At 72.3% G+C, this 19629-nt stretch carries 19 protein-coding genes; 6 read left to right on the top strand and 13 right to left on the bottom strand.

Going from position 1 to position 19629, the window contains the following annotated elements; translation table 11 throughout:
- Positions 1 to 222: 222 nt before the first annotated feature.
- The 4 genes from ACFYWG_RS10340 to ACFYWG_RS10325 all read left to right on the top strand — a co-directional run bounded on the left by ACFYWG_RS10340 (position 223) and on the right by ACFYWG_RS10325 (position 3194).
- Positions 223 to 1056 (top strand): DUF4397 domain-containing protein, encoded by an 834-nt coding sequence (locus ACFYWG_RS10340; RefSeq protein ID WP_383511657.1) that lies wholly within the window; start codon positions 223 to 225, stop codon positions 1054 to 1056.
- Positions 1057 to 1139: 83 nt separating this feature from the next.
- Positions 1140 to 1814, top strand: a complete 675-nt coding sequence (locus tag ACFYWG_RS10335; protein WP_389200516.1) for a sortase domain-bontaining protein — start codon at positions 1140 to 1142, stop codon at positions 1812 to 1814.
- 47 nt (positions 1815 to 1861) lie between these two features.
- Positions 1862 to 2422, top strand: coding sequence for an RNA polymerase sigma factor (locus tag ACFYWG_RS10330; RefSeq protein WP_383511661.1), 561 nt, complete (start codon positions 1862 to 1864; stop codon positions 2420 to 2422).
- The gene (locus ACFYWG_RS10325; RefSeq protein WP_383511663.1) at positions 2406 to 3194 is read left to right on the top strand and encodes an anti-sigma factor; all 789 of its coding nucleotides are present in this window, start codon (positions 2406 to 2408) and stop codon (positions 3192 to 3194) included. The genes ACFYWG_RS10330 and ACFYWG_RS10325 overlap by 17 nt, the downstream gene beginning before the upstream one ends.
- Before the next feature lie 215 nt (positions 3195 to 3409).
- On the opposite strand, the gene ACFYWG_RS10320 is transcribed toward ACFYWG_RS10325, so the two are convergent.
- The 3 genes from ACFYWG_RS10320 to ACFYWG_RS10310 form a co-directional block, all read right to left on the bottom strand.
- Entirely contained in the window at positions 3410 to 4537 is a 1128-nt protein-coding gene (locus ACFYWG_RS10320) for a ferrochelatase (protein ID WP_389200513.1), read from the bottom strand.
- 173 nt (positions 4538 to 4710) lie between these two features.
- Positions 4711 to 5310, bottom strand: a complete 600-nt coding sequence (locus tag ACFYWG_RS10315) for a lipocalin family protein (RefSeq protein ID WP_383510900.1) — start codon at positions 5308 to 5310, stop codon at positions 4711 to 4713.
- A 208-nt stretch (positions 5311 to 5518) separates the two neighbouring features.
- Positions 5519 to 8191 (bottom strand): SpoIIE family protein phosphatase, encoded by a 2673-nt coding sequence (locus ACFYWG_RS10310; RefSeq protein WP_383510902.1) that lies wholly within the window; start codon positions 8189 to 8191, stop codon positions 5519 to 5521.
- A 174-nt stretch (positions 8192 to 8365) separates the two neighbouring features.
- Between ACFYWG_RS10310 and ACFYWG_RS10305 the strand changes: the two genes are divergently transcribed.
- Positions 8366 to 9493 (top strand): PP2C family protein-serine/threonine phosphatase, encoded by a 1128-nt coding sequence (locus ACFYWG_RS10305; RefSeq protein ID WP_389200510.1) that lies wholly within the window; start codon positions 8366 to 8368, stop codon positions 9491 to 9493.
- Positions 9494 to 9505: 12 nt separating this feature from the next.
- On the opposite strand, the gene ACFYWG_RS10300 is transcribed toward ACFYWG_RS10305, so the two are convergent.
- The 4 genes from ACFYWG_RS10300 to ACFYWG_RS10285 all read right to left on the bottom strand — a co-directional run bounded on the left by ACFYWG_RS10300 (position 9506) and on the right by ACFYWG_RS10285 (position 13290).
- Positions 9506 to 9880 (bottom strand): STAS domain-containing protein, encoded by a 375-nt coding sequence (locus ACFYWG_RS10300; protein WP_383510904.1) that lies wholly within the window; start codon positions 9878 to 9880, stop codon positions 9506 to 9508.
- Between the two features lie 40 nt (positions 9881 to 9920).
- Complete coding sequence (locus ACFYWG_RS10295; protein WP_389200769.1) at positions 9921 to 11117, bottom strand: PP2C family protein-serine/threonine phosphatase; 1197 nt, start codon at positions 11115 to 11117, stop codon at positions 9921 to 9923.
- A gap of 301 nt (positions 11118 to 11418) precedes the next feature.
- A complete protein-coding gene (locus ACFYWG_RS10290) occupies positions 11419 to 12165 on the bottom strand; it encodes a DUF1275 family protein (RefSeq protein WP_389200508.1) in 747 nt (248 codons plus the stop codon).
- 81 nt (positions 12166 to 12246) lie between these two features.
- The gene (locus ACFYWG_RS10285) at positions 12247 to 13290 is read right to left on the bottom strand and encodes a zinc-dependent alcohol dehydrogenase family protein (protein WP_383510908.1); all 1044 of its coding nucleotides are present in this window, start codon (positions 13288 to 13290) and stop codon (positions 12247 to 12249) included.
- Positions 13291 to 13400: 110 nt separating this feature from the next.
- Between ACFYWG_RS10285 and ACFYWG_RS10280 the strand changes: the two genes are divergently transcribed.
- On the top strand, positions 13401 to 14315 hold the full coding sequence (locus ACFYWG_RS10280) for a LysR family transcriptional regulator (protein ID WP_383510909.1): 915 nt from the start codon (positions 13401 to 13403) through the stop codon (positions 14313 to 14315).
- 42 nt (positions 14316 to 14357) lie between these two features.
- Here the strand turns inward: ACFYWG_RS10280 and ACFYWG_RS10275 are convergent, their stop codons facing one another.
- The 6 genes from ACFYWG_RS10275 to ACFYWG_RS10250 all read right to left on the bottom strand — a co-directional run.
- Positions 14358 to 14693, bottom strand: a complete 336-nt coding sequence (locus ACFYWG_RS10275; protein ID WP_376334907.1) for an STAS domain-containing protein — start codon at positions 14691 to 14693, stop codon at positions 14358 to 14360.
- Positions 14694 to 15003: 310 nt separating this feature from the next.
- The gene (locus tag ACFYWG_RS10270; protein WP_389200505.1) at positions 15004 to 15438 is read right to left on the bottom strand and encodes a hypothetical protein; all 435 of its coding nucleotides are present in this window, start codon (positions 15436 to 15438) and stop codon (positions 15004 to 15006) included.
- Positions 15435 to 15857: a phage holin family protein gene (locus ACFYWG_RS10265; RefSeq protein WP_376334922.1), complete on the bottom strand. Its 423-nt coding sequence runs from the start codon at positions 15855 to 15857 to the stop codon at positions 15435 to 15437. The genes ACFYWG_RS10270 and ACFYWG_RS10265 overlap by 4 nt, the downstream gene beginning before the upstream one ends.
- A gap of 389 nt (positions 15858 to 16246) precedes the next feature.
- Positions 16247 to 16795 carry a phosphatase PAP2 family protein gene (locus ACFYWG_RS10260; RefSeq protein ID WP_389200503.1) on the bottom strand — a complete coding sequence of 183 codons (549 nt, stop codon included), beginning with the start codon at positions 16793 to 16795 and terminating at the stop codon, positions 16247 to 16249.
- 103 nt (positions 16796 to 16898) lie between these two features.
- Positions 16899 to 17951 carry a YihY/virulence factor BrkB family protein gene (locus ACFYWG_RS10255; protein ID WP_376333120.1) on the bottom strand — a complete coding sequence of 351 codons (1053 nt, stop codon included), beginning with the start codon at positions 17949 to 17951 and terminating at the stop codon, positions 16899 to 16901.
- 84 nt (positions 17952 to 18035) lie between these two features.
- Positions 18036 to 19629: SpoIIE family protein phosphatase (locus tag ACFYWG_RS10250; protein ID WP_389200500.1), on the bottom strand; the 1594-nt coding region annotated here is incomplete at its 5' end.

The following is a 19629-nucleotide window of genomic DNA, read 5'->3' as shown; positions in this document are numbered from 1 at the left end:
GAGTCCGCCTGTCTCTGCCCATTCAACGCGGCAGGACGGCCGCCCCGCAGCCCACTGGAGATGACGGAACCCTTACGGTGCGGCCGGCTCGGGATCACCCGCGTGCCGGGGGATGCGAGCCCGCGCGAAAAAAGTCGCCGTTCGTTGAAACCAGGGCCGACCGGTCGGCGGAATGCGTTCCCACACAGAGCCGAGCACTCCGATCGGGAAGGGAAACTCGCCATGACCACTCGTGTTGCGGGCGCCACCGTGGCAGGGATCGTCGTCGCCATGTCCGTCACCGCTGGGGCCCCCGCCCTCGCCGCCCAGCAGGCCGCCGACGCCGACCAGGCCACCGTGTCGGTGTTCCACGCCGTTCCGGGCCTGACGGTGGACGTCTACGCGGGAGACGAGGAACTGATCCCGAACTTCAAGCCGGGGACGCTGACCGACCCGCTGAAGCTGGACGCGGGATCCTACGACATCAAGATCTTCAAGGACGGCGAAGGCCCGGACGGCAAGCCCGCCGTCGAGAAGACGGTCGACGTGCCCGCCGGCGCCAACGCCACGGTGGTGGCTCACCTGACGGCCGACGGCGAACCGGCCCTGGACGCCTTCGTGAACGACATGTCCAAGGTGCCCGCCGGCAAGGCCCGGCTGACCGTGCGCCATGTCGCGGCCGCACCCGCGGTCGACGTCCGCGCCGGCGAGAAGCCCGTGTTCGAGGACCTGGAGAACCCCGAGGAGGCCAAGGGCGAGGTGGCTGCCGGCACGGTCTCCGCGGACGTGGTGCTGGCCGGTACCGACACCGTGGCGCTCGGTCCGGCCGACCTGGACCTGGCCGAGGGCACCAACACGGTGGTGTACGCCTGGGGCAGCGCGGACGACAAGAACCTGGCCCTCAAGACCCAGAGCCTCACCGGTATGCACTCGGCACCCGGCGGTGTGCCGGCCGGTGAGAGCGGTGCAGCCGCGGCGCACAACGAAGGGGTGCCGCTCGGTGCCCTGGCGCTGGGCGCGGTGTCGGCGATCGGCGCCGCGGGCCTGCTGTTCCGGCTGCGCGCGTCGGCCCGCTAGGGCGCATCGTCCAGCAGGGTGCCGTCACCGTTCCGTCCGGCGACGGCACCCTGCGCTTCCCTCGGCGGAAAGGTCACTTCTGCATGAGCAAGCCTTGGTCACGGCACTTGGTCGTCACCGGTCTGGTGGTGGCACTGCTGGGGCTCGTGGTGTCCGTCGTCCTGCTCGTCCACGTCCGGCCCGGGCCCGAGGACTTCGGCCCGGCACCGTCCAGCGGCGTCCCGCAGGCCGCCGCCCGCACGCAGGGCGCCACGCCGGCGCCGGGCGAGCCGGCCCGCGGCACGGCTTCGCCGGCCCCGGCGAAGCCGTCAGCGCCGTCACGGCTGTCGCTGCCCCGGCTCGACGCGCGCGCCCAGGTCGTACCGGTGGGCGTGGCGTCCGACGGGCAGGTCCAGGTCCCCCAGGACCCGAAGCAGGTGGGCTGGTACCGCTACTCCCCGGCGCCCGGCGCGTCCGAGGGTTCGGCGGTCGTCGTGGGTCACGTGGACTCCGACGGCCGCGGTCTGGGCGTCCTGGTGGCCCTCAACGACGTCCGGAGGGGCGACCGGGTGCTGGTCGACCGCGAGGACGGCAGCAGGGTGGCGTACCGCGTCACCTCGCGCCGCACGATCGGCAAAGAGGACCTGGCGGCGTCGGGAGTGTTCCGCAGGGAGGGACCGGCGGTCCTGACCCTGATCACGTGCGCCGGCCCCTACCGGCCCGACGACGGCGGATATCAGAACAATCTGGTCGTCACAGCCGTGGAGGCTCCGACGTGACGTCACTGTGGGGCGGTTCCCAGGTTCTTGCCGCTAACGTGGCCCCTGTGAAATCCGTTTCGGAGGAGGACCTGGGCCGCGGCTTCGCCGACGGCGACGAGTCGTGCCTCAACGAGGCATACCGCCGCTGGGGCGCACTGGTCTTCACCGTGGCCTCGCGCAAGCTGGGGGATCCCGAGGAGGCGAAGGACGTCACCCAGCAGGTCTTCGTGGGAGCATGGCGCGGGCGGAAGAACTACGACGCACGGCGCGGATCGCTCAAGACCTGGCTCATGGGCATCACTCACAAGAAGGTGGCCGACCAACTCACCCGGCGCTCCCGCCACCTGAGAGACATCGAGGCGGTCCTCACGGCGGCCGGCTCGGGCGTTCCGCAGCAGGAGGGCCCGGCGGAGTCCGTGCTCGACATCGTCCTGCTGACGGACGAGTTGGAAAAGCTTCCCGAACAGCAGCGGACAGTACTGAGAATGGCGTTCTACGAGGATCTCACCCAGGCGCAGATCGCCGAACGCACGGGCATGCCGCTGGGCACCGTGAAGAGCCACACACGACGCGGGCTGATCCGCATGAAGAACCGGTTGGAGGTGGACGGTGGAGCACACCGATGAAGAGACACTGGCACTGATGGCGATCGGCGAGAGCCCGTCCCCTCCGGTCGAGGAGCACGTGCACGCCTGCCCGCGGTGCTCCCGTGAGCTGGACGCCCTGAGCCGCGTGGTCTCGACGATGAAGACACCCGACCCGCTCGAGGACGACCTGATCGCGCCGCCTCCCGGCCTGTGGGACGCGATCGCGAGTGAACTGCAGCTCGACCGGCAGCCCGCGGACCCTGACCCGCCGCCGCCCGCGGACGCGGTCGCTCCCGAGCCGCCTGCTCTGCTCCCGGGCGCAGGCGCGGGCGTGGTCAGCAGGCCACCGCAGCCCGCCACCCCGGCGAAGCGGCGGCGACTGGGCCGCTTCAGCGTGGCCCTCGCCGCCTGCGCGGCCCTGCTGGGCGCGGCGGCGGGCAGCACCATCACCTGGTGGGTCACCCGGGACGGTACCGGCACGTCCGTCGCCGACGGCAGCCGCCTGCAGTCGCTGCAGGCCAGTTCGGCCGGCTACGCCCGGCTGAGCGACAACGACGGTCACCGCACCCTCCGGATCACCGTCGAGGGTCTCCCCCGGACCTCCGGCTACTTCGAGGTCTGGCTGATGGACCGCACCCACACCAAACTGGTGTCGATGGGCGTGCTCGGTCCCGACGGCCGCGCGTCCCTGCCGGTGCCGAACAACATCGACCTGCGCGAGTACTCCGTCGTGGACGTGTCCGTCCAGCCCTACAACGGCAAACCCGACCACTCCGGAGACAGCCTCGTCCGAGGGCCCTACGCCGGCTGACCGGCGCTGCGGGGACCGGTCGTCCGCGGCCGTGGACCGGCGCGGTCGGCACCGGCCGGCCGGGGCGCTCTCCGACGCAGGAGCACCGGAGGCGCTCGCTTCAGGTGCCGGTCCGGAGGGTGCGTGGCAGGCGCAGTCCGCGATCCCCGCGGGGCCCATGACGAGCCGACCGGCAGGGACGCGGGACTGCGAAGAGCCTCATGGCACGGGGTTCCTCACGCGTAGGGGCTGTCGGCGCCGGCAGCGGCGGGCTTGGGGGCGCGGGCCGGGCAGCAGCCGACCGGGCAGAGCTGGTGACTGGCCCCCAGCGAACCGAGGGCACAGGGGGTGACCTGCTGCCCGCGCTCCAGTGCGGCGCGCTCCAGGACCAGGTCGCGCACGGCGGCGGCGAAGCGGGGGTCGGCGCCGACGGTCGCGGAGCGGCGCATCGGCAGGCCCAGTTCCTCGGCCCTGGCCTTGGCCTCGGTGTCGAGGTCGTAGAGGACCTCCATGTGGTCGGAGACGAAGCCGATGGGGGCGATCACCACCGCCGGGACGCCGGCCGCGTGCCGCTCGTCGAGGTGGTCGCAGATGTCCGGCTCCAGCCACGGGATGTGGGGTGCGCCCGAGCGGGACTGGTAGACCAGCTGCCAGGGGTGCTCCACACCGGTGCGCTCGCGCACCGCCTGCGCGATCAGCCTCGCCACCTCCAGGTGCTGGCGTACGTAGGCGCCGCCGTCGCCGTGGCCCTCGACCGGGCCGGAGGTGTCGGCCGAGGCGGTGGGGATGGAGTGCGTGGAGAAGGCCAGGTGGGCGCGGTCGCGCACGTCCTCGGGCAGCTCCTCCAGGGAGCGCAGCACCCCGTCGATCATCGGCTGGAGGAAGCCGGGGTGGTTGAAGTAGTGGCGCAGCTTGTCGACGCGCGGCGGCTCGATGCCCTCGGCCTGCAGGGTGGCGAGGGCTTCGGCGAGGTTCTCGCGGTACTGGCGGCAGCCCGAGTAGGAGGCGTAGGCGCTGGTGGCCAGGACCAGGACGCGGCGGCGGCCGTCGCGGGCCATCTCGCGCAGGGTGTCCGTCAGGTACGGCGCCCAGTTGCGGTTGCCCCAGTAGACGGGCAGGTCCAGGCCGTGCTCGGCGAAGTCCTTGCGCAGGGCGTCCAGCAGGGCGCGGTTCTGGTCGTTGATCGGGCTGACGCCGCCGAACAGGAAGTAGTGCTGCCCGACCTCCTTCAGGCGCTCCTTGGGGATGCCCCGGCCACGGGTCACGTTCTCCAGGAACGGAACCACGTCGTCCGGGCCCTCCGGGCCACCGAAGGACAGCAGGAGCAAGGCGTCATAGGGATCTGTCGACGGGAGCGTGTGCACGGTTCATCCTCGTTGTTCGCGGGCGGGTGCGCCCCTGCGGGCGTGGCCTCACCGGATGTACCGTCCGGAGGGCTTCGGCGGATGCACACGGCGAGCGAGACGCGGCACACACCCGCTGCCCTTCCGCGGAGGTACGGAAGGGCAGCGGGGGAACGACCGGTGCGGAAGGAGGATCAGCAGAGCCGGCCGCTCGTCCTCGCTCCCCCGTCCTGGCGTGTGATGCGGAAGTCGCAGGCGTCCAGCCCTGCCGCCCGGATCGTGCCCCGGACCGCGGTCCACTGGGTCTGGTCCAGTGCCGGGGTCCGGGACAGGACGAACCCGGACCGCCGGTCGCTGTCGGTGACGACGGCCCAGCGGTAGGAGGGGTCGAGGCCGGTCACGATGTAGTTGGCGTCCTCGCCGTGCAGGTACGATCCGGCGATCTTGAGGAAGGCGACGTTGAGGCGCGCGCCGGAGGCATCGAGGGGTTTCGCCTCCCCGGTCACGGAGCTGGTGGTGTTCAGCCAGGTCGTGCAGGTGTTGCGGACGCCGAGGGTGCCGGCTGCGGTGGCGGTGTAGTCGGCCTTCACGTTCTTGGCGCACTGGATCTCGAAGAGCTGGGGAATCGCCGCCACCTGGAACCAGGTGCCCAGGTAGCGGTCCACTTCGACGCGGTCGACAGCCGGCGGGAGGCTCGTCGCGGAGGAAGGCGTCGCCGCGAGCGCGGGCGCGGCCGCCGCGACACCGAGCGAGGCCGCCGCCGCCAGGGCTGCTGTGTACCGGGAGAGTGACACGGTGGTCCTTTCTGCCGCGGCGGCAGGGGAGAGCAGGTCGCCCCCCTTGTCCGGCCACGGCTGTCGGATGCATGCGGCGACGCATTCCGCCGGTCCTGCCGCACCGGATGCACCCCGGACCGTCAACGGCCGCCGTCACGGGTCCCGTTGGTCCCCGGCCCGTCGAACCGGCCGGTCCGTGCCACGCGTCGCTTCGTCGCCGCCGGGCCTAGGGCAGAGCCTGTTCCGCCCAGATGACCTTGCCTTGCGGTGTGTACCGGGTGCCCCAGCGCTCAGCCATCTGCGACACCAGGAACAGGCCCCGGCCGCCCTCGTCCGTCGTCGCGGCGTAGCGCAGATGCGGGGAGGTGCTGCTGCCGTCGGCCACCTCGCAGATCAGCGCGCGGTCGCGGATCAGCCGTACGTGGATCGGCTCGGAGCCGTAGCGGATGGCGTTGGTGATGAGCTCGCTGAGGATGAGCTCCATGGTGAAACCCAGGTCGGACAGGCCCCATGCGTCGAGCCGTCGGGAGACCGCGTCGCGCATGCCGGCGACGGCGGCGGGGTCGGCGGGTACGTCCCAGTCGGCGATCCGATCGGGCGGCAGTTGCCGTGTGCGGGCCACGAGCAGGGCGACGTCGTCCTTGGGCCGCTCGGGAAGCACGGAGTCCAGCACGTCCTGGCAGGTCTGCTCGGGGGAACGGCCGGGGTGGCCGGCGAGTGCCTCGCGCAGCAGCTCCAGCCCGACGTCCAGGTCGCGCCTGCGGTCCTCGATGAGGCCGTCGGTGTACAGGACGAGGTGGGTCCCCTCGGCGAGGCACACCTCCGCGGTCTGGAACGGCATGCCGCCGAGTCCCAGCGGCGGACCGGCGGGCACGTCGGGGAACTCGACCGACCCGTCGGGCCCGACCACGGCGGGCGCCAGATGCCCCGCCCGCGCCATGACGCACCGGCGCGTCACGGGATCGTAGATGCCGTACAGGCAGGTGGCGCCGACGACACCCGCCGCGCTCTGCGCGGTCTCGCGCTGGTCGATGCTGCCGACCAGGTCGTCCAGGTGGTTCAGCAGCTCGTCGGGGGGCAGGTCGAGGGCGGAGAAGTTGTGCACCGCGGTACGCAGCCGTCCCATCGTGGCGGCGGCGTGGAGGCCGTGGCCGACCACGTCACCGACGGCCAGCGCCACCCGGCTGCCCGGCATGGGGATCACGTCGAACCAGTCCCCGCCGACTCCCGACTGGGCGGGGATGTAGCGGTAGGCGATGTCCAGCGCGCTCTGCTCGGGCATCGCCTGCGGCAGCAGACTGCGCTGGAGGGTGACCGCCAGGGCGTGCTCGCGGGTGTAGCGGCGGGCGTTGTCGATGCTGACGGCGGCGCGGGCCACCAGTTCCTCCGCGAGCGACACGTCCTCCTCGTTGAAGGGCTCGTGCTGCCGCGACCGCCAGAAGCTGGCCATGCCGAGGACGACGCCGCGGGCCTGGATGGGCGCGGTGATGAGGGAGTGGATGCCGTAGTCGATGATCGCCCGGGCCCGCTCCGGGTCCTGCACGCGCCAGGCCTCGGCGCTCGCCAGGTCGCTCACCAGCTGGGAGCGGCCGCTGCCGTAGCCGCGTGCCTGCGGTGTGGAGGGCTGGTAGTCGAAGAGCCGGCCCTGCTCGGTGAGCGGATGGTCGTCCGCGATGCCGGACACGGCCGCACGCCGCATCTCCGTGCCCGTGCGGGCCGGCTCCTCGCCGTGCAGGACGGGGTCGGCCAGATCCACGGTGACGAAGTCCGCGAAGCGGGGAATGAGGACCCGGGCCAGTTCGTCGGCGGTCCGCAGCACGTCCAGGCTGGTGCCGATGCGCAGTCCGGCGTCGTAGAGCAGCCTGAGCCGTTCCCGTGCCACTTCCGCCCTGCCTGTCACCGCCTGCAGCTCGGTGGAGTCGCGCAGGGTCACGACCGTCTGCCCGGGCCGTCCTCCCCCGCTCCCGGTGGGGCGCTGATTGACCGCGACGAGCCGCTCCCCCGCGGGCAGGACCTCGTCGGTGGCCTCCCGCCCGGAAGCGAGCAGCGCCCGCATGGCGGGGTCGAGGCCCGGCAGGTCGGAGACGCGTCGCCCCTCGATGTCCGGGGGCAGCTCCAGCAGTCGTCTGGCCTCGTCGTTCGCCAGCATCAGCCGCCCGTCGGCGCCCACGATGAGCACTCCCTCCCGAACCGAGTGGAGCACGGTGTCGTGGTGCTGGTACATCAGGGCCATCTCGTTCGGCGCGAGGCTGTGCGTCTGCCGGCGCAGCCGTCTGCCGACCAGTGCCGTCACGCCGGCCGACAGGGCGAGCGCTCCGGCCCCCGCACCCAGGATGATCGGCAGTTGCCGGTACAACTGGCTCTCGACGTTCTTGACCTTCATGCCGGCCGAGACCAGGCCCACGACCTCGTCGTCGGCGTTCTTGACGGGGACGGTGGCCTGCACCTCGCGGCCGAGGGGTCCGTCGACGCTCTCGACGTAGCGCCTGCCCTGCAGGGACGGCCCGATCTCCCCCACGAACCGCTTGCCGATCAGGTCCGGCAGGGGGTGGGTGTACCGGATCCCCGATGTGTCCATGACCACGATGAAGTCGACGTCGGCAGCGCGGCGTGCCGCCTCGGTGAGCGGCTGGAGGATCTTGGAGGGATCCGGGGTCTGCAGCGCCGCCACGACGCCCGGCGCGCGGGCGAAGGTCTCCGCCACCGCCGTGGAGCGGCGCCTGGCCTCGGCGGCGGCGTCCCGCTCGGACTGCAGGATCAGGGCGAAGACCCCGCACGCCACGAGCAGGACCACGAGGGCCACCTGGAAGACCAGTACCTGCCCGGCTACTGTCCGCACGCTCTTCGCGAAATGACGCTTCACCGACAGGCTTCGCAGACGGGCGAAAAGACTCGCCATGTGACCTTTCTAGCACTGGTGATCCCCACCGGCCAGGCGCGCCCGATGCCCGTCCGGCCGCTCCCGCGTGCGCGCGAGGCCGCGTCCGGCGCGGTTTCGCCGCCTCACCACCGGGCCGTTCGCCGCGGAACCGCGACCACACCTCACGTCCGATTTGCCGGATAAGATACTTACGTGATCATGTCTGGACGGCCGTGGCGCCGTCGCACGGCCTACAGCGGCCGATGGGAAGCTGCCCGGTTGTCGCCCGTGGTCCTGACGCTTCTCATCGCCGGCATGGCGTTCTCCACCCCCAGGGAGATCGCGTTCAGCCGCCTCCTGCCCGCCGCGCCCGCCCTGGCGGCCGCGATGTGGCCCGTGCTCCCCACGGTCCTGCTGGGGGCGGTCTGCCTGCTGCTGATGATCCTTCTGAGCTTCTTCCACACCGATCTGGGGACGCCGTACACCTCGGCCGCGATCATCGCGGTCACCCTGGCCGCCGCCTACGGCAGCCACATCCGGCTCCAGCGGGAGGAGACGCTGTTCCAGGTCAGGCTCGTCGCCGACGCGGCGCAGAAGGTCCTGCTGCGTCCGCTGCCGCACCGGATCGAGAACGTCGAGATCGAGTCGCTCTACCTGGCGGCCCAGGAGCAGGCGCGCATCGGCGGCGACTTCTACGAGGCGATCGGTACGCCGTACGGGGTCCGCCTCCTCATAGGTGACGTACGGGGCAAGGGCCTGACCGCGGTCGGAGCGGCCGCGGCGGTGATCGGCAGCTTCAGGGAGGCCGCCTACGACGAGCCGGACCTGCTGGGGGTCGTCCGCCGCCTGGAGACCACCGTCACGCGCCACAGCGCGGCCTTTCCCGTCCACGACCAGCCCGAGCACTTCGCCACCGCGATCCTCGCCGAGATCCCGCCGGGCGGCGGCCGGGTACGGCTCCTCAACTGCGGGCATCCCCCGCCGCTGATCGCACACCCCGGGGGCGTCCGGGTCCTCGAACCGACGATCGCTTCCCCGCCCCTCAACCTCGCCGCGCTCATCGGCGCGCGCTACTGCGTCGACACCTTCACCTTCGCCCCGGGGGAGCAGTTGCTGCTCTACACGGACGGCGTGTCGGAAACGCGCGACCACTCGGGCCGCTTCTTCCCGTTGCCGGAATGGATGCGGCGGCAGATACCGGAGGACCCCCGGGCGCTGCTGGACCAGCTGCACGGGGACCTGCTCCGGCACGGCGGCGGAAGGCTCGACGACGACATCGCGGCCCTCGCGCTCAGACCCACCACGGCACGGGAACGAGGGGTCCTCGGCGCCGAGGGATAGCCTCGGGGGGCGTCAGTCGGGTACGGCGTCCAGGGAGCCGTAGCTGGTCAGCACCTGGTCCGTGCCGGTCAGGGCCAGCATCTGGCGGACCCGCTCGCTGGGTGCGATCAGCGCCAGGCGGGCACCGGTGGTCCTGGTCGTGCGGTACGCCGTGATCAGGCTGGTCAGGCCGGTGGAGTCGATGAAGTCGACGGACGAGAGATCCACCAGCACGCTGTGGGTGCCGTCCCGCAGCAGCGGCTGCAGGGTGTCGGAGAACTTCCGGGCGGTGTGCAGGTCGAGGGGGCCGTCGGCCGTCACGAGGCAGCGCCCCTTCTCCAGGGGCCGGACGTCGACACGGAGGGCGTCTGACCGGTCATCGTGGGCCGACCGCCGTTCGCTGCTCATAGCCGCCTCTTTCTCCACCTGGGGACGCGTTGTCTGCGTATCACGGGATCAGCTCTTGCTGATGGCCGCCGCGCCACTCGGTGAGCAACACGGTGGCGTCGTCGTCGAGGGTGCCGTCGTGGTGGTCCATGACCGCGGCCATCAGCCGCCGCAGGGTCTCGTGCAGGGTGTGCCGGCCCGAGTGGTGGCGGCGGACGAAGTCGACGAAGCGGTCCCGCCCGAACTCTTTGCCGTCCTTGTCGCGTGCTTCCACGATGCCGTCGGTGTAGAGCAGCAGGCGGTCGCCGGGTTCCAGTTGTTCGGTCGCCATCGTGATCGGCAGGCCGAGGTCGGCCCCCATGGGGCCGGCCGGCGGGCAGGCCAGTTCGCTGGTCCAGCGGTTGCCGCGAACCAGGAGGGGCAGGTGGTGGCCCCGATTGATCCAGGTCAGCCGGCCGCTCGCCATGTCCAGGTCGGCCAGGACGGCGGTGACGTACCGGCTGTTGGCGAACTGCTCCGTCAGCACCTGCTCCACCTGCCGGCTGGTCTCGCTCAGGGACGCGCCCTGGCGGCGTGCGTTGCGGCACGCCGCCACCGCGACGTTGGCGGTGATCCCGGCGGTGGTGTCGTGGCCCATGGCGTCGAAGACACCCAGGTGCAGGGTGCTGCCCGACACCGCGTAGTCGAAGACGTCCCCGCCGACCTGGTAGGCCGGTTCCATGACCGCGCCCACGGTGACGCCGTGCCCGGCGTAGGCGGGTGGCGGGGTGAGGTTCCACTGCATCTCGGCTGCCACGTTCATCGGCTCGGTGCGCACCAGGCGTGCGTAGGAGTCGCTGAAGGACCGCTTGCTCAGCAGCAGCAGGGCCGTCATCGAGGCCAGATCGCGCAGGGACGCGCGCGTGGTCTCGTCGCCGGCGTCGGTGTCGGCCCGCAGGACCCCCAGTCGCTCCACTCCGTCGGTGATGGCCACCCACCAGCGCCGGCCGCCGGCAGAGGTCCCCGTCCTGGCCGGTTCGGGTTCGGGGAGGAGGTCCACGCGTTGGTAGGCCTGGCCGGGCAGGCTCCCCGACACCCTGAGCTCCTGGCCGCCGTCGCCGGCCGCCTGGCCGCGGCCGGTCAGACGGCGCAGCACGGTCTCCTGAAGATCGACCACGAAGACCGCCACGTCGCGGATGCCCGCCGCGGCGGCGTGCTCGGCGATCAGGTCCGGCAACTCCTCCAGCGGGACCGTGTGGCTGGCCTGCATCAACCGCATGAGCGACACCGCACTGCTCACCGTCACGGGTCTTGCCCCCTTATCGGCAGACGTACGGCAGGCCGGAGAAGTACCCCCCACCGGCGCACGCAGTCGCCGCACAGCGCCGGTGCGCGGGTCGTCGGGTGGGAAGAACGGTCGGACAGGCGGCGGACACCGGCTGAGGAGGCACCGCCGGAACCTGCGAGGTGCTCTCGTCAATTGTCTCCCGCTGCCGGACTCGACGGCCATGGGTGACTGCTTCCCGTAGTGCGATCGGGTCAGCTTCGGCTGTCCCTCCGCGCGGCCCGGTGCCGTCCGGCTACGCGGCAGCACGCTTCGGCCCGGTGGTGGGCCGGGGCATGCGAAGGCCGGCAGCGAGCAGGGCGCATCCGGTGAGCAGCACCGGAGGCAGGAGCGCCCAGGCCCGGGCGTGGTCGAGCAGGGCCGCGGAGAGAGCCGCACCGGCGACGAGGGAGGCCAGCCGCAGGGGCACCCAGACGTCCGACCGGCCTGTCCCGATGCCTTTGACGATGTAGGCGGCCAGGGTCCCGGTGAGATAGGTCGTGGGGGCCGCGGCCCGGCCGGCCGTGACCATGGCCGCCGATTGGCCGCCGAGGGCGGTCGCCGCACCGAACTGCAGCAGGTCGCGGAGCGTCTCCGCGGGACGGCCCCCGGCCAGTCCCCACACGAGCGCGCCCACCCCCCACAGCACCAGGTCGGCGGCGAGGACGAGCAGCACGCGGCGGGGCCAGCCGGTGGCCGGCCCGGTCGAGCCACGCGTGTACCAGCCCGCGATCGCCGTTCCCGCGCCGAAGCCGCCGAGCGCCAGCAGGGCCGCGGTGACGTCGACCGGCTCACCGCGGCCGACGGCCATGCCGAGGAGGGCCAGATTGCCCGTCATGACACCGGCGAACACCTCGCTGAGGCCGAGAAAGGACACCGTCTCGACCGCTCCGGAAGCCGCGACCAGCAGCACGACGGCCACGCGCAGCGAACGCTCCGGGACCGGTCCCGGAGCCTGCCGCTTCGCCGGCTTCTCAGGTCCTCGCGAGTCGTCCTCACTCATGGTCAAGGAGCGTAACGGTGAGTCAGCGACCGGGACGGGAGGCGGGTCTGCCGGCCTGCACAGGTGGAGGCCGCGCGGCCGTCAGAAGGTGATGCGGACCTTGAGCGCCGAGCGGTCGTCCATGGCCCGGTAGCCGAGCGGCACGTCGTCCAGGGTGACGGTCCGGTCGAAGACGGGACCGGGGTCGAGGGTGCCGGCCAGGACGTCGGGCAGCAGCTCGGGGATGTACGCGCGGGCGGGGGCGACTCCGCCCGCCAGGTGGATGTTGCGGTTGAACATCTGCTGGATGTCCACCCCCGCGCTGCCGCCGTGCGGTACGCCGACGTACCCGACCGTGCCGCCGTCCCGGGCGACGGAGAGGGCGGTGCGCATGGCCTCCTCGGTGCCGACCGCCTCCACGACGGCGTGGGCGCCCATGCCGCGCGTCAGTTCCCGCACGGCGTCGACGGCGGCCTGCCCGCGCTCGGCGACCACGTCGGTGGCGCCGAAGGCACGCGCGATGTCGGTGCGCGCACGGTGGCGGCCCAGGGCGATGATGCGCTCCGCGCCGAGGCGCCGCGCGGCGAGGACTCCGCACAGGCCGACAGCTCCGTCACCGACGACGGCGACGGTGTCACCGGCCCGCACCCTGGCGCTCACCGCCGCGTGGTGACCGGTGCTCATGACGTCACTGAGCGCGAGCAGCCCGGGGAGCAGCGCCGGGTCCGTCGCGGCTTCCCGGGGAAGTCGGACCAGGGTGCCGTCGGCGTGCGGCACGCGAACCGCCTCGCCCTGACCGCCGTCGGATCCCGGCTCACCCCAGAAGCCGCCCTCCGGACACGACGTGTGCAATCCCTCGCGGCAGTACACGCACGTGCCGTCGGACCACACGAAGGGCGCGACGACGAAGTCCCCCGGGGCGAACCCGCCGACGGCCGATCCCGTCTCCTCGATCACACCGAGGAACTCGTGGCCGATGCGCTGCCCGGCTTGCCGCTCGGCCACCCCGCGGTATGCCCACAGGTCGCTGCCGCAGATGCAGGCGCTGAGCACACGGACGAGCGCGTCCGTCGGTTGCTCGATGCGGGCGTCGGGCACCTCCTGGACCCGGATGTCCTGAGGACCGTGGATGACGGTTGCGCGCACGGCGGTGCTCCTTGATGCAGACGCGGTAGTTGGGGGGTGCTTTCAGCCTCCCCGCACGGCGAGCCCCATGTCCAGCTACATCGACTACAGAGTGAGCTTAAGATGAGCTGATGCTCGACCTGCGACGCCTCCTCCTGTTGCGCGATCTGGCGGCTCACGGCACCGTCACCGCCGTCGCCGAACTGCACCGGGTCACGCCGTCGGCCGTCTCGCAGCAGCTCAAGCTGCTCGAGGAGGAGAGCGGCGTGACCCTGCTGGAACGCACCGGCCGTTCCCTCCACCTCACCACGGCCGCACGCCGTCTGGCCGAGGACACCGAGCACGTCCTCACCGCGCTCGAGCAGGCCGAACATCGCCTCCGCAGTGCGGCCACCGAGCCGACCGGAGCGCTGCGCCTGGCCTGCTTCCCGAGCGCCCTCGTCCCGCTCGCGGCACCCGTGAGCAGCGCTCTGCACCGCAGTCACCCCGAGCTGCTCGCGCACATCACGGAAGCCGAACCCGAGCAAGCGCTGCGCATGCTGCTCGACCGCCGGGCCGATGCCGCGCTGACCTACCGGTACACCAACCTCGCCGTCGGCACGCCTGCGGGCATCACGACCCGGGTGGTGCTCGACGATCCGCTGATCGCCGTGGTCGACGAAGAGCGGTTCGGCGGAGCATCACCCCTGGATCTCCGGGACCTCGCGGCGGAGCCGTGGATCCTCGCCCCGTCGCGGACCGCCTGCGGCGAAGCGGTACTCCACGCCTGCCGCCTCGCGGGTTTCACCCCGCAGGTGCGGCACACGGCCTCCGACTTCTCCGCGATCATCGCCCTGGCCGCCCACAGCCGCCTGCCCGCCCTCGTCCCCCGGCTCGCGGTGACGCACCTTCCACCCGGGCTGACGAAGCGGACGCTGACCGACCGCACCTTGGCACGGACCGTCGAACTCGCCGCACGCACCACCAGTACCGGCGAACCGGCCCTGACGGCCTGCGCGGCCGCCGTCGAGGCAGTGGTCACGACGCTGCGCGATGCCGGTGGGTGACCCGAGGAGCCCGGCTCCGGGATGGCCCCCGGTGGTGCGCGTTCAGGGACCGGCGGTGTCGCCGCTCGGGGTGTCCGGCGTGATGGTGAGCGCACGGTGGAGTCCCATCCGCGTCAGCATCGTCTGGGGATGGCCCGTGAGGCCGGTGAGCGTGAGGGTGCCACCTGGAGGTGCGAGGCGCTGGTACCAGGCGAGGAACGCGGTGACGCCCGTGGAGTCCAGGTGCCTAAGTGCGGAGGCGTCGAGGGTGAGGTGACGGCATCCCTCGTCGATGATGCGGTTCACCACCGCGCACAGGCCCGGTGTGGTGTGCAGATCGACATCCTCGGGAAGCCGCGCGGTGACGTGATCCCCTGCTCGGCCGGTGACGTTGAGCACTGCCGCACCCCCTGGGCGCCGCTCAGAGCTGTCACAGAGGGCGAGAGCGAGGTGCCCGCTGGGTCGGACGTCCAGGCTACTGGTTCCCCGGGCTTGATCGTCCCGCGCCCGCGGCGTCCCCGGCCGCATGCGGCAGGCGCTGTGTGGCGCAGCCCCGGCCGGGCGTGAGGAGGGGTGGCAGGGTGCGCGGTCGGTCCGGTGCACCGATGGGAGGCCGCTCGCGCGGGGCCGGCCGCGGAAGGCGTCGTCGGGGGGCGAACGCCGCACCGCGGCCGGCGGGCTCACAGGCAGGCCGGAAGCCTTCCTCGGCTCAGCCCTTCGTACGGCGCAGCAGCCACAGCCCGACCCCGGCGCCGGCGGCCGCCAGCAGCAGGGTGCGGTTGTCCCGGGCCAGCTGGGCGCCCTGGGCCGCCTGGGCGCGGACCGGCTCGGGCGCCCTGTCCTGTATCAGCTGACCGGCCCGGGCCGCCTTCGCACGGACCTGCCCCGCCGCCTGGATCGCCTTGTCCTTCACCGGGTCGGGCAGCTTGTCCTGCACGCGGGACGCGGCCTCGGCGGCCTTGGCCCTGAGCTCGCCCGCCTTGACGCCGGCCTGCTCCCTGGCCTCGGCCGCCTTGACGTCGGTCTTTCCGGCCGCGGCCTCGATCGAGTGCCCCAGCTCCTGACGGGAGTGCTCGACCTGCTCGCGCAGCTCCTTCGGGGTCGGAGCAGGGGATGCGGTGGTCCGGTCGTGCGGCTGGGTCATCGCTGTGCACTCTCCTTGATCTCGGCCACGTCGGCCTTCACGCTGTCGATCGTCTTCTCCGGGGCGGGCGGTGCGCCCTGCTGGACCTGCTTCTTGCCGCTCAACGCCATGACCGCCGCGATCACGCCCAGCACCGCGGTGACGATGAGGGCCGCGGCCCACACCGGCAGCGGGACCGCCAGGGCGGCGATCGCGGTGGCGACGAGCGCCTGCAGCATCAGGAACCCGACGACACCGGCGGCGCCGAACAGTCCGCCGCCCTTGCCGTAACGCTTGCCCTTCTCCTTCATCTCGGCCTGCGCCAGCTTCATCTCGCCGCGCACCAGGTCGGTCAGCTGCTGCGACGCCCGCTTCACCAGCTCGCCCACCGGTTCGTCGCCGCCCTGGCTGCCCCTGCTCCCGGCAGGGGGTGGCTGCATGGTCGACACGACGATCACCTCCCGTCTCTCTTCGTCCGGACTCACCGACGGGCCTCGGGCTCGTCGGTGGTGCGCACGCGAGTACCCAGAAAGACCCGTTCAGGACATCGAGTTGCGGCGGATCTTGAGCAGGAATCGTGGACGTGGGACACGTGGCGGTACCGCCGCCGCGGAACCGGTGCCCCGCGGCGGCGGCGCGGCCGACGGGTCCGGCCGCGACCGGCAGCCGGGACCGCCGGACCTACGGCGTCGCCCCTTTCGGGCACGCCCCGAGTGGGCTGGCGCGTGCAGGCGGGTGAGGCCCCGTCACCGGCCACCCGGTCGTCCCCGGCACCCTGGCGTGCTGCGACGCGGTTCGGGGACCGGCCGAGCCCGCCCGTCCCCGACGTTCAGAGCCGGCGGCGCAGCAGCAGGTGCGGGATGCGGCGGGTGAGCCAGGCACTGGCGCACCCGATCACGGCACCGGCGGCCACGTCACTGGGATAGTGGGCGCCGCTCTGGACGCGCTCGACGGCCACCATCACGGCCGGCACCGCGCACGCGGCACCGGCCGGCGGCCGGACCGAGGCCACGGCGGCGGTGAAAGCGACCGCCGCCGCGGTGGGCCCCGAGGGAAAGGAGGAGGAGTCCGGCCGGTCCTCGACCTCGTCGTGCGGGAACCACTGCTCCGGCGGTCTGCGCCGGTCGGCGAGCTGTTTGCACACCCCGTTCGAGACGAGCTGCGCGAGCGTCATGGCCGTCAGGCCCGCCACTGCCGCCGCCCGGCCCCGCCGCCCGCCGGCCGCGGCCATCACCGCGGCCGCGCCGCACCACAACTTCGTGCTCTGCGCGGCCTCCTCGACCACCGACAACGCCTTGCCCACGCCCGGCGGCACCCGGGAGGCGGTCTTCTGCGTCAGGATCCGGTCTGCATCGCGCGCCTGCGCCCTCACATCCATGCGCTGCAGGTTTCCCTGAAGCCCGGGGCACATGCCCATGATCGTCGCACTGCCGGGCCGGCCGGATGGGGACCGGCGGCCGGGATGTCCTTCGACGTCCGGGTCAGATGGTGTCCAGGCGGCGCAGGTCGTCCTCGTCCCACTTCGTGGTGTCCCGGGGCTGCGTGTAGGGCTCGGCCTCCGGCGGGTGCCCGCCGGCGACGGCCCGCTGGCGGACGGTCTCGGCGTCGAACTCCAGCCCCAGCAGGATCGCCAGGTTGCTGATCCACAGCCACACCAGGAACACGATGACACCGGCCATCGTGCCGTACGTCTTGTTGTAGGAGGCGAAGTTCGCGACGTAGAACGCGAACCCGGCGGAGGCCACCATCCAGATCACCAATGCCAGGAAGCTGCCCGGAGTGACCCAGCGGAAGCCCTTCACCTTGGCGTTCGGGCACGCCCAGTACAGGAGGGCGATCATCACCGTCACCAGCAGGACCAGCACCGGCCACTTCGCGATCGACCACACCGTCAGCACCGAGTCGCCGATCCCCAGGGCCTGCCCGGCCTGCTGGGCGACACCGCCCGTGAACACGACGATCAGCGCGCTGACCACGGCCAGCACCATGAGCACCACCGTCACGGCGAGCCGTACGGGGAGCACCTTCCACACCGGCCGGCCCTCCGGCATGTCGTAGACGGCGTTGGCGGTACGGATGAACGCCGCGACGTAACCGGAGGCCGACCACACCGCCAGCGCGAGACCGGCCAGAGCCACGACCGAGCCGGTGCCCGCGTTGCCCTGCAACTGCTCCACCGCGCGGGTGATGATGTCCCGGGCGGAACCGGGGGTGAGCTGCTTGAGGTTGTCCAGCACCTTGTCGGTGGCCGATTCGCCGGCGATGCCCAGCAGCGAGACCAGCACCAGCAGCGCCGGGAACAGTGACAGCACCCCGTAGTAGGTCAGGGCCGCCGCACGGTCGGTCAGCTCGTCGTCCTGAAACTCCTTGACACTGCCCTTGAGTACCTGAACCCAGGCCCGCTTGGGCAGCTTCGTCGGCGCATCCGGCGCCGCCTCCTCCACGCCCCGGTCCGGCCCCACCTCCGCCGGCTCCGGAACGCCGTCCTCGTCCTTGTCCTTGTCGTTCCGCCCTGGGAACTTCAGCTTCGCCATGCAGGAGGGAGTAACCCGACATGGTCCGCTCAAGCCCCAGGACCGCGACGGAGGGTGATCCGCGGCCTGCCGGGTGCTCGGAGATCACGACAGCGTGCCGCGGGCGGGGAGGGTGAACCAGGTGGTCTTGCCGTCGTCGGTGGGACGTACGCCCCAGCTGTGGGCGAGCGCGTCGACGAGCAGGAGACCGCGCCCGGATTCGTCGTCGGGGGTGGCCAGGCGGGGCTGCGGCAGATGAGGGCTGTGGTCGCTGATCTCGACGATCACCTCGGTCGCGGTGCGGCGCAGGTGGAGCCCGAGGGGGCCCTGGGCGTGCTGGAGGGCGTTGGTGAGCACTTCGGAGACCAGCAGGCGGGCGTCGTCGGCGAGATGGGCGCAGTTCCAGGCGGTGAGGGTCTTGGTGAGGAAGCTGCGTCCGTCGCCGACCGAGGACGCGTGGGCGGGCAGGTCGGTGGAGGCGGCGGCCAGCGGTGCGGCGGGCAGCCGGGCCAGGAGCAGCGTGACGTCGTCGTCGTGGCCGTCGGTCCCGGGCAGCAGGGCGGTCAGGACGCGGTCGGCGACGGACTCCAGGGCGTCGGTGGCGGTGAAGGACGCCTCGAGGGCGTGAGTGAGGTCGGCGAGGCGGTGTTCGATGTCGCTGCCGGGGGTCTCGATCAGGCCGTCGGTGTAGAGGACGAGAGTCGCCCCGGGGGGTACGGCGGTGCGGGTCTGCTGGTGGAGCATGCCGCCCACGCCGAGCGGCGCGCTGATGGGGGCGTCGAGGGTCCGTACCCCGCCCGGGTCGGCGAGGAGGGCGGGCAGGTGGCCGGCCGAGCAGACGGTGATCTCGCCGGTGTCGGGGGCGAGGACGAGGTAGCAGCAGGTGACGAGCTGGTCGGGCAGGTCGAGGTCGGCGACGATGGCGTCGAGGGCCTGCATCAGCCGGCTGGGTTCCATACCGGTCTTGGCCAGCGCGTGGGCGGCGGCCCGCAGTTGGCCCATGACGGCGGCCGCGTCCAGGCCGCGGCCCATCACGTCGCCTATGAGGATGCCGACCCGTCCCGCACCGAGGGGGATGAGGTCGAACCAGTCGCCGCCCACTCCGGCGCCCTGGGTCGCGGGCAGGTAGCGGTGGGCGGCGGCGAGGCCGGGGATGGCGGGCGGGGTGCCCATCAGACTGCGCTGCAGGGTGAGGGCGATGTGGCGCTGCTGCTCGTACAGGGCGTGGAGTTCGGCCTCGGCCCGCTTGCGGTCGCTGATGTCGCGCACGATGGCGCATGCGCCCTGCACCGTTCCGTCGGCCGCGCGGGTGGGCCACAGGGTGACGTCGACGTCGAGCAGGTGCCCGGCCCGGGTGACGCGGAGGGTCTCGAAGTGCTCGATCTTCTCGCCGCGGGCCAGCCGTTCGAGCAGGGCGGTGATCTCGTGGGTGCGGTCGGGCAGGGCGAGCATCGCCACGTGGCGGCCGATCGCCTCCTCGGCGCTGTAGCCGTACAGGCGCTGGGCGGCGGCGTTCCAGTAGGTGATGTGCCCGTCGAGGGTCTTGGCGAGGATCGCGTCCTGCGAGGACTCCACGAGCGCGGCGAGCTGGTTGATGTGCTGTTCGGCGGCTTTGCGGTCGCTGACGTCGCGGACGGCCGCGGAGACCAGCAGCCCGTCGGCGGTCTCCAGTGGGCTCAGGCTGATCTCCACCGGGAAC

The organism is Streptomyces sp. NPDC003456, assembly GCF_042878735.1.
GTDB lineage: Bacteria > Actinomycetota > Actinomycetes > Streptomycetales > Streptomycetaceae > Streptomyces.
The sequence above is the reverse complement of the archived record's forward strand: the minus strand, read 5'-3'. Positions and strand labels throughout refer to the sequence as shown.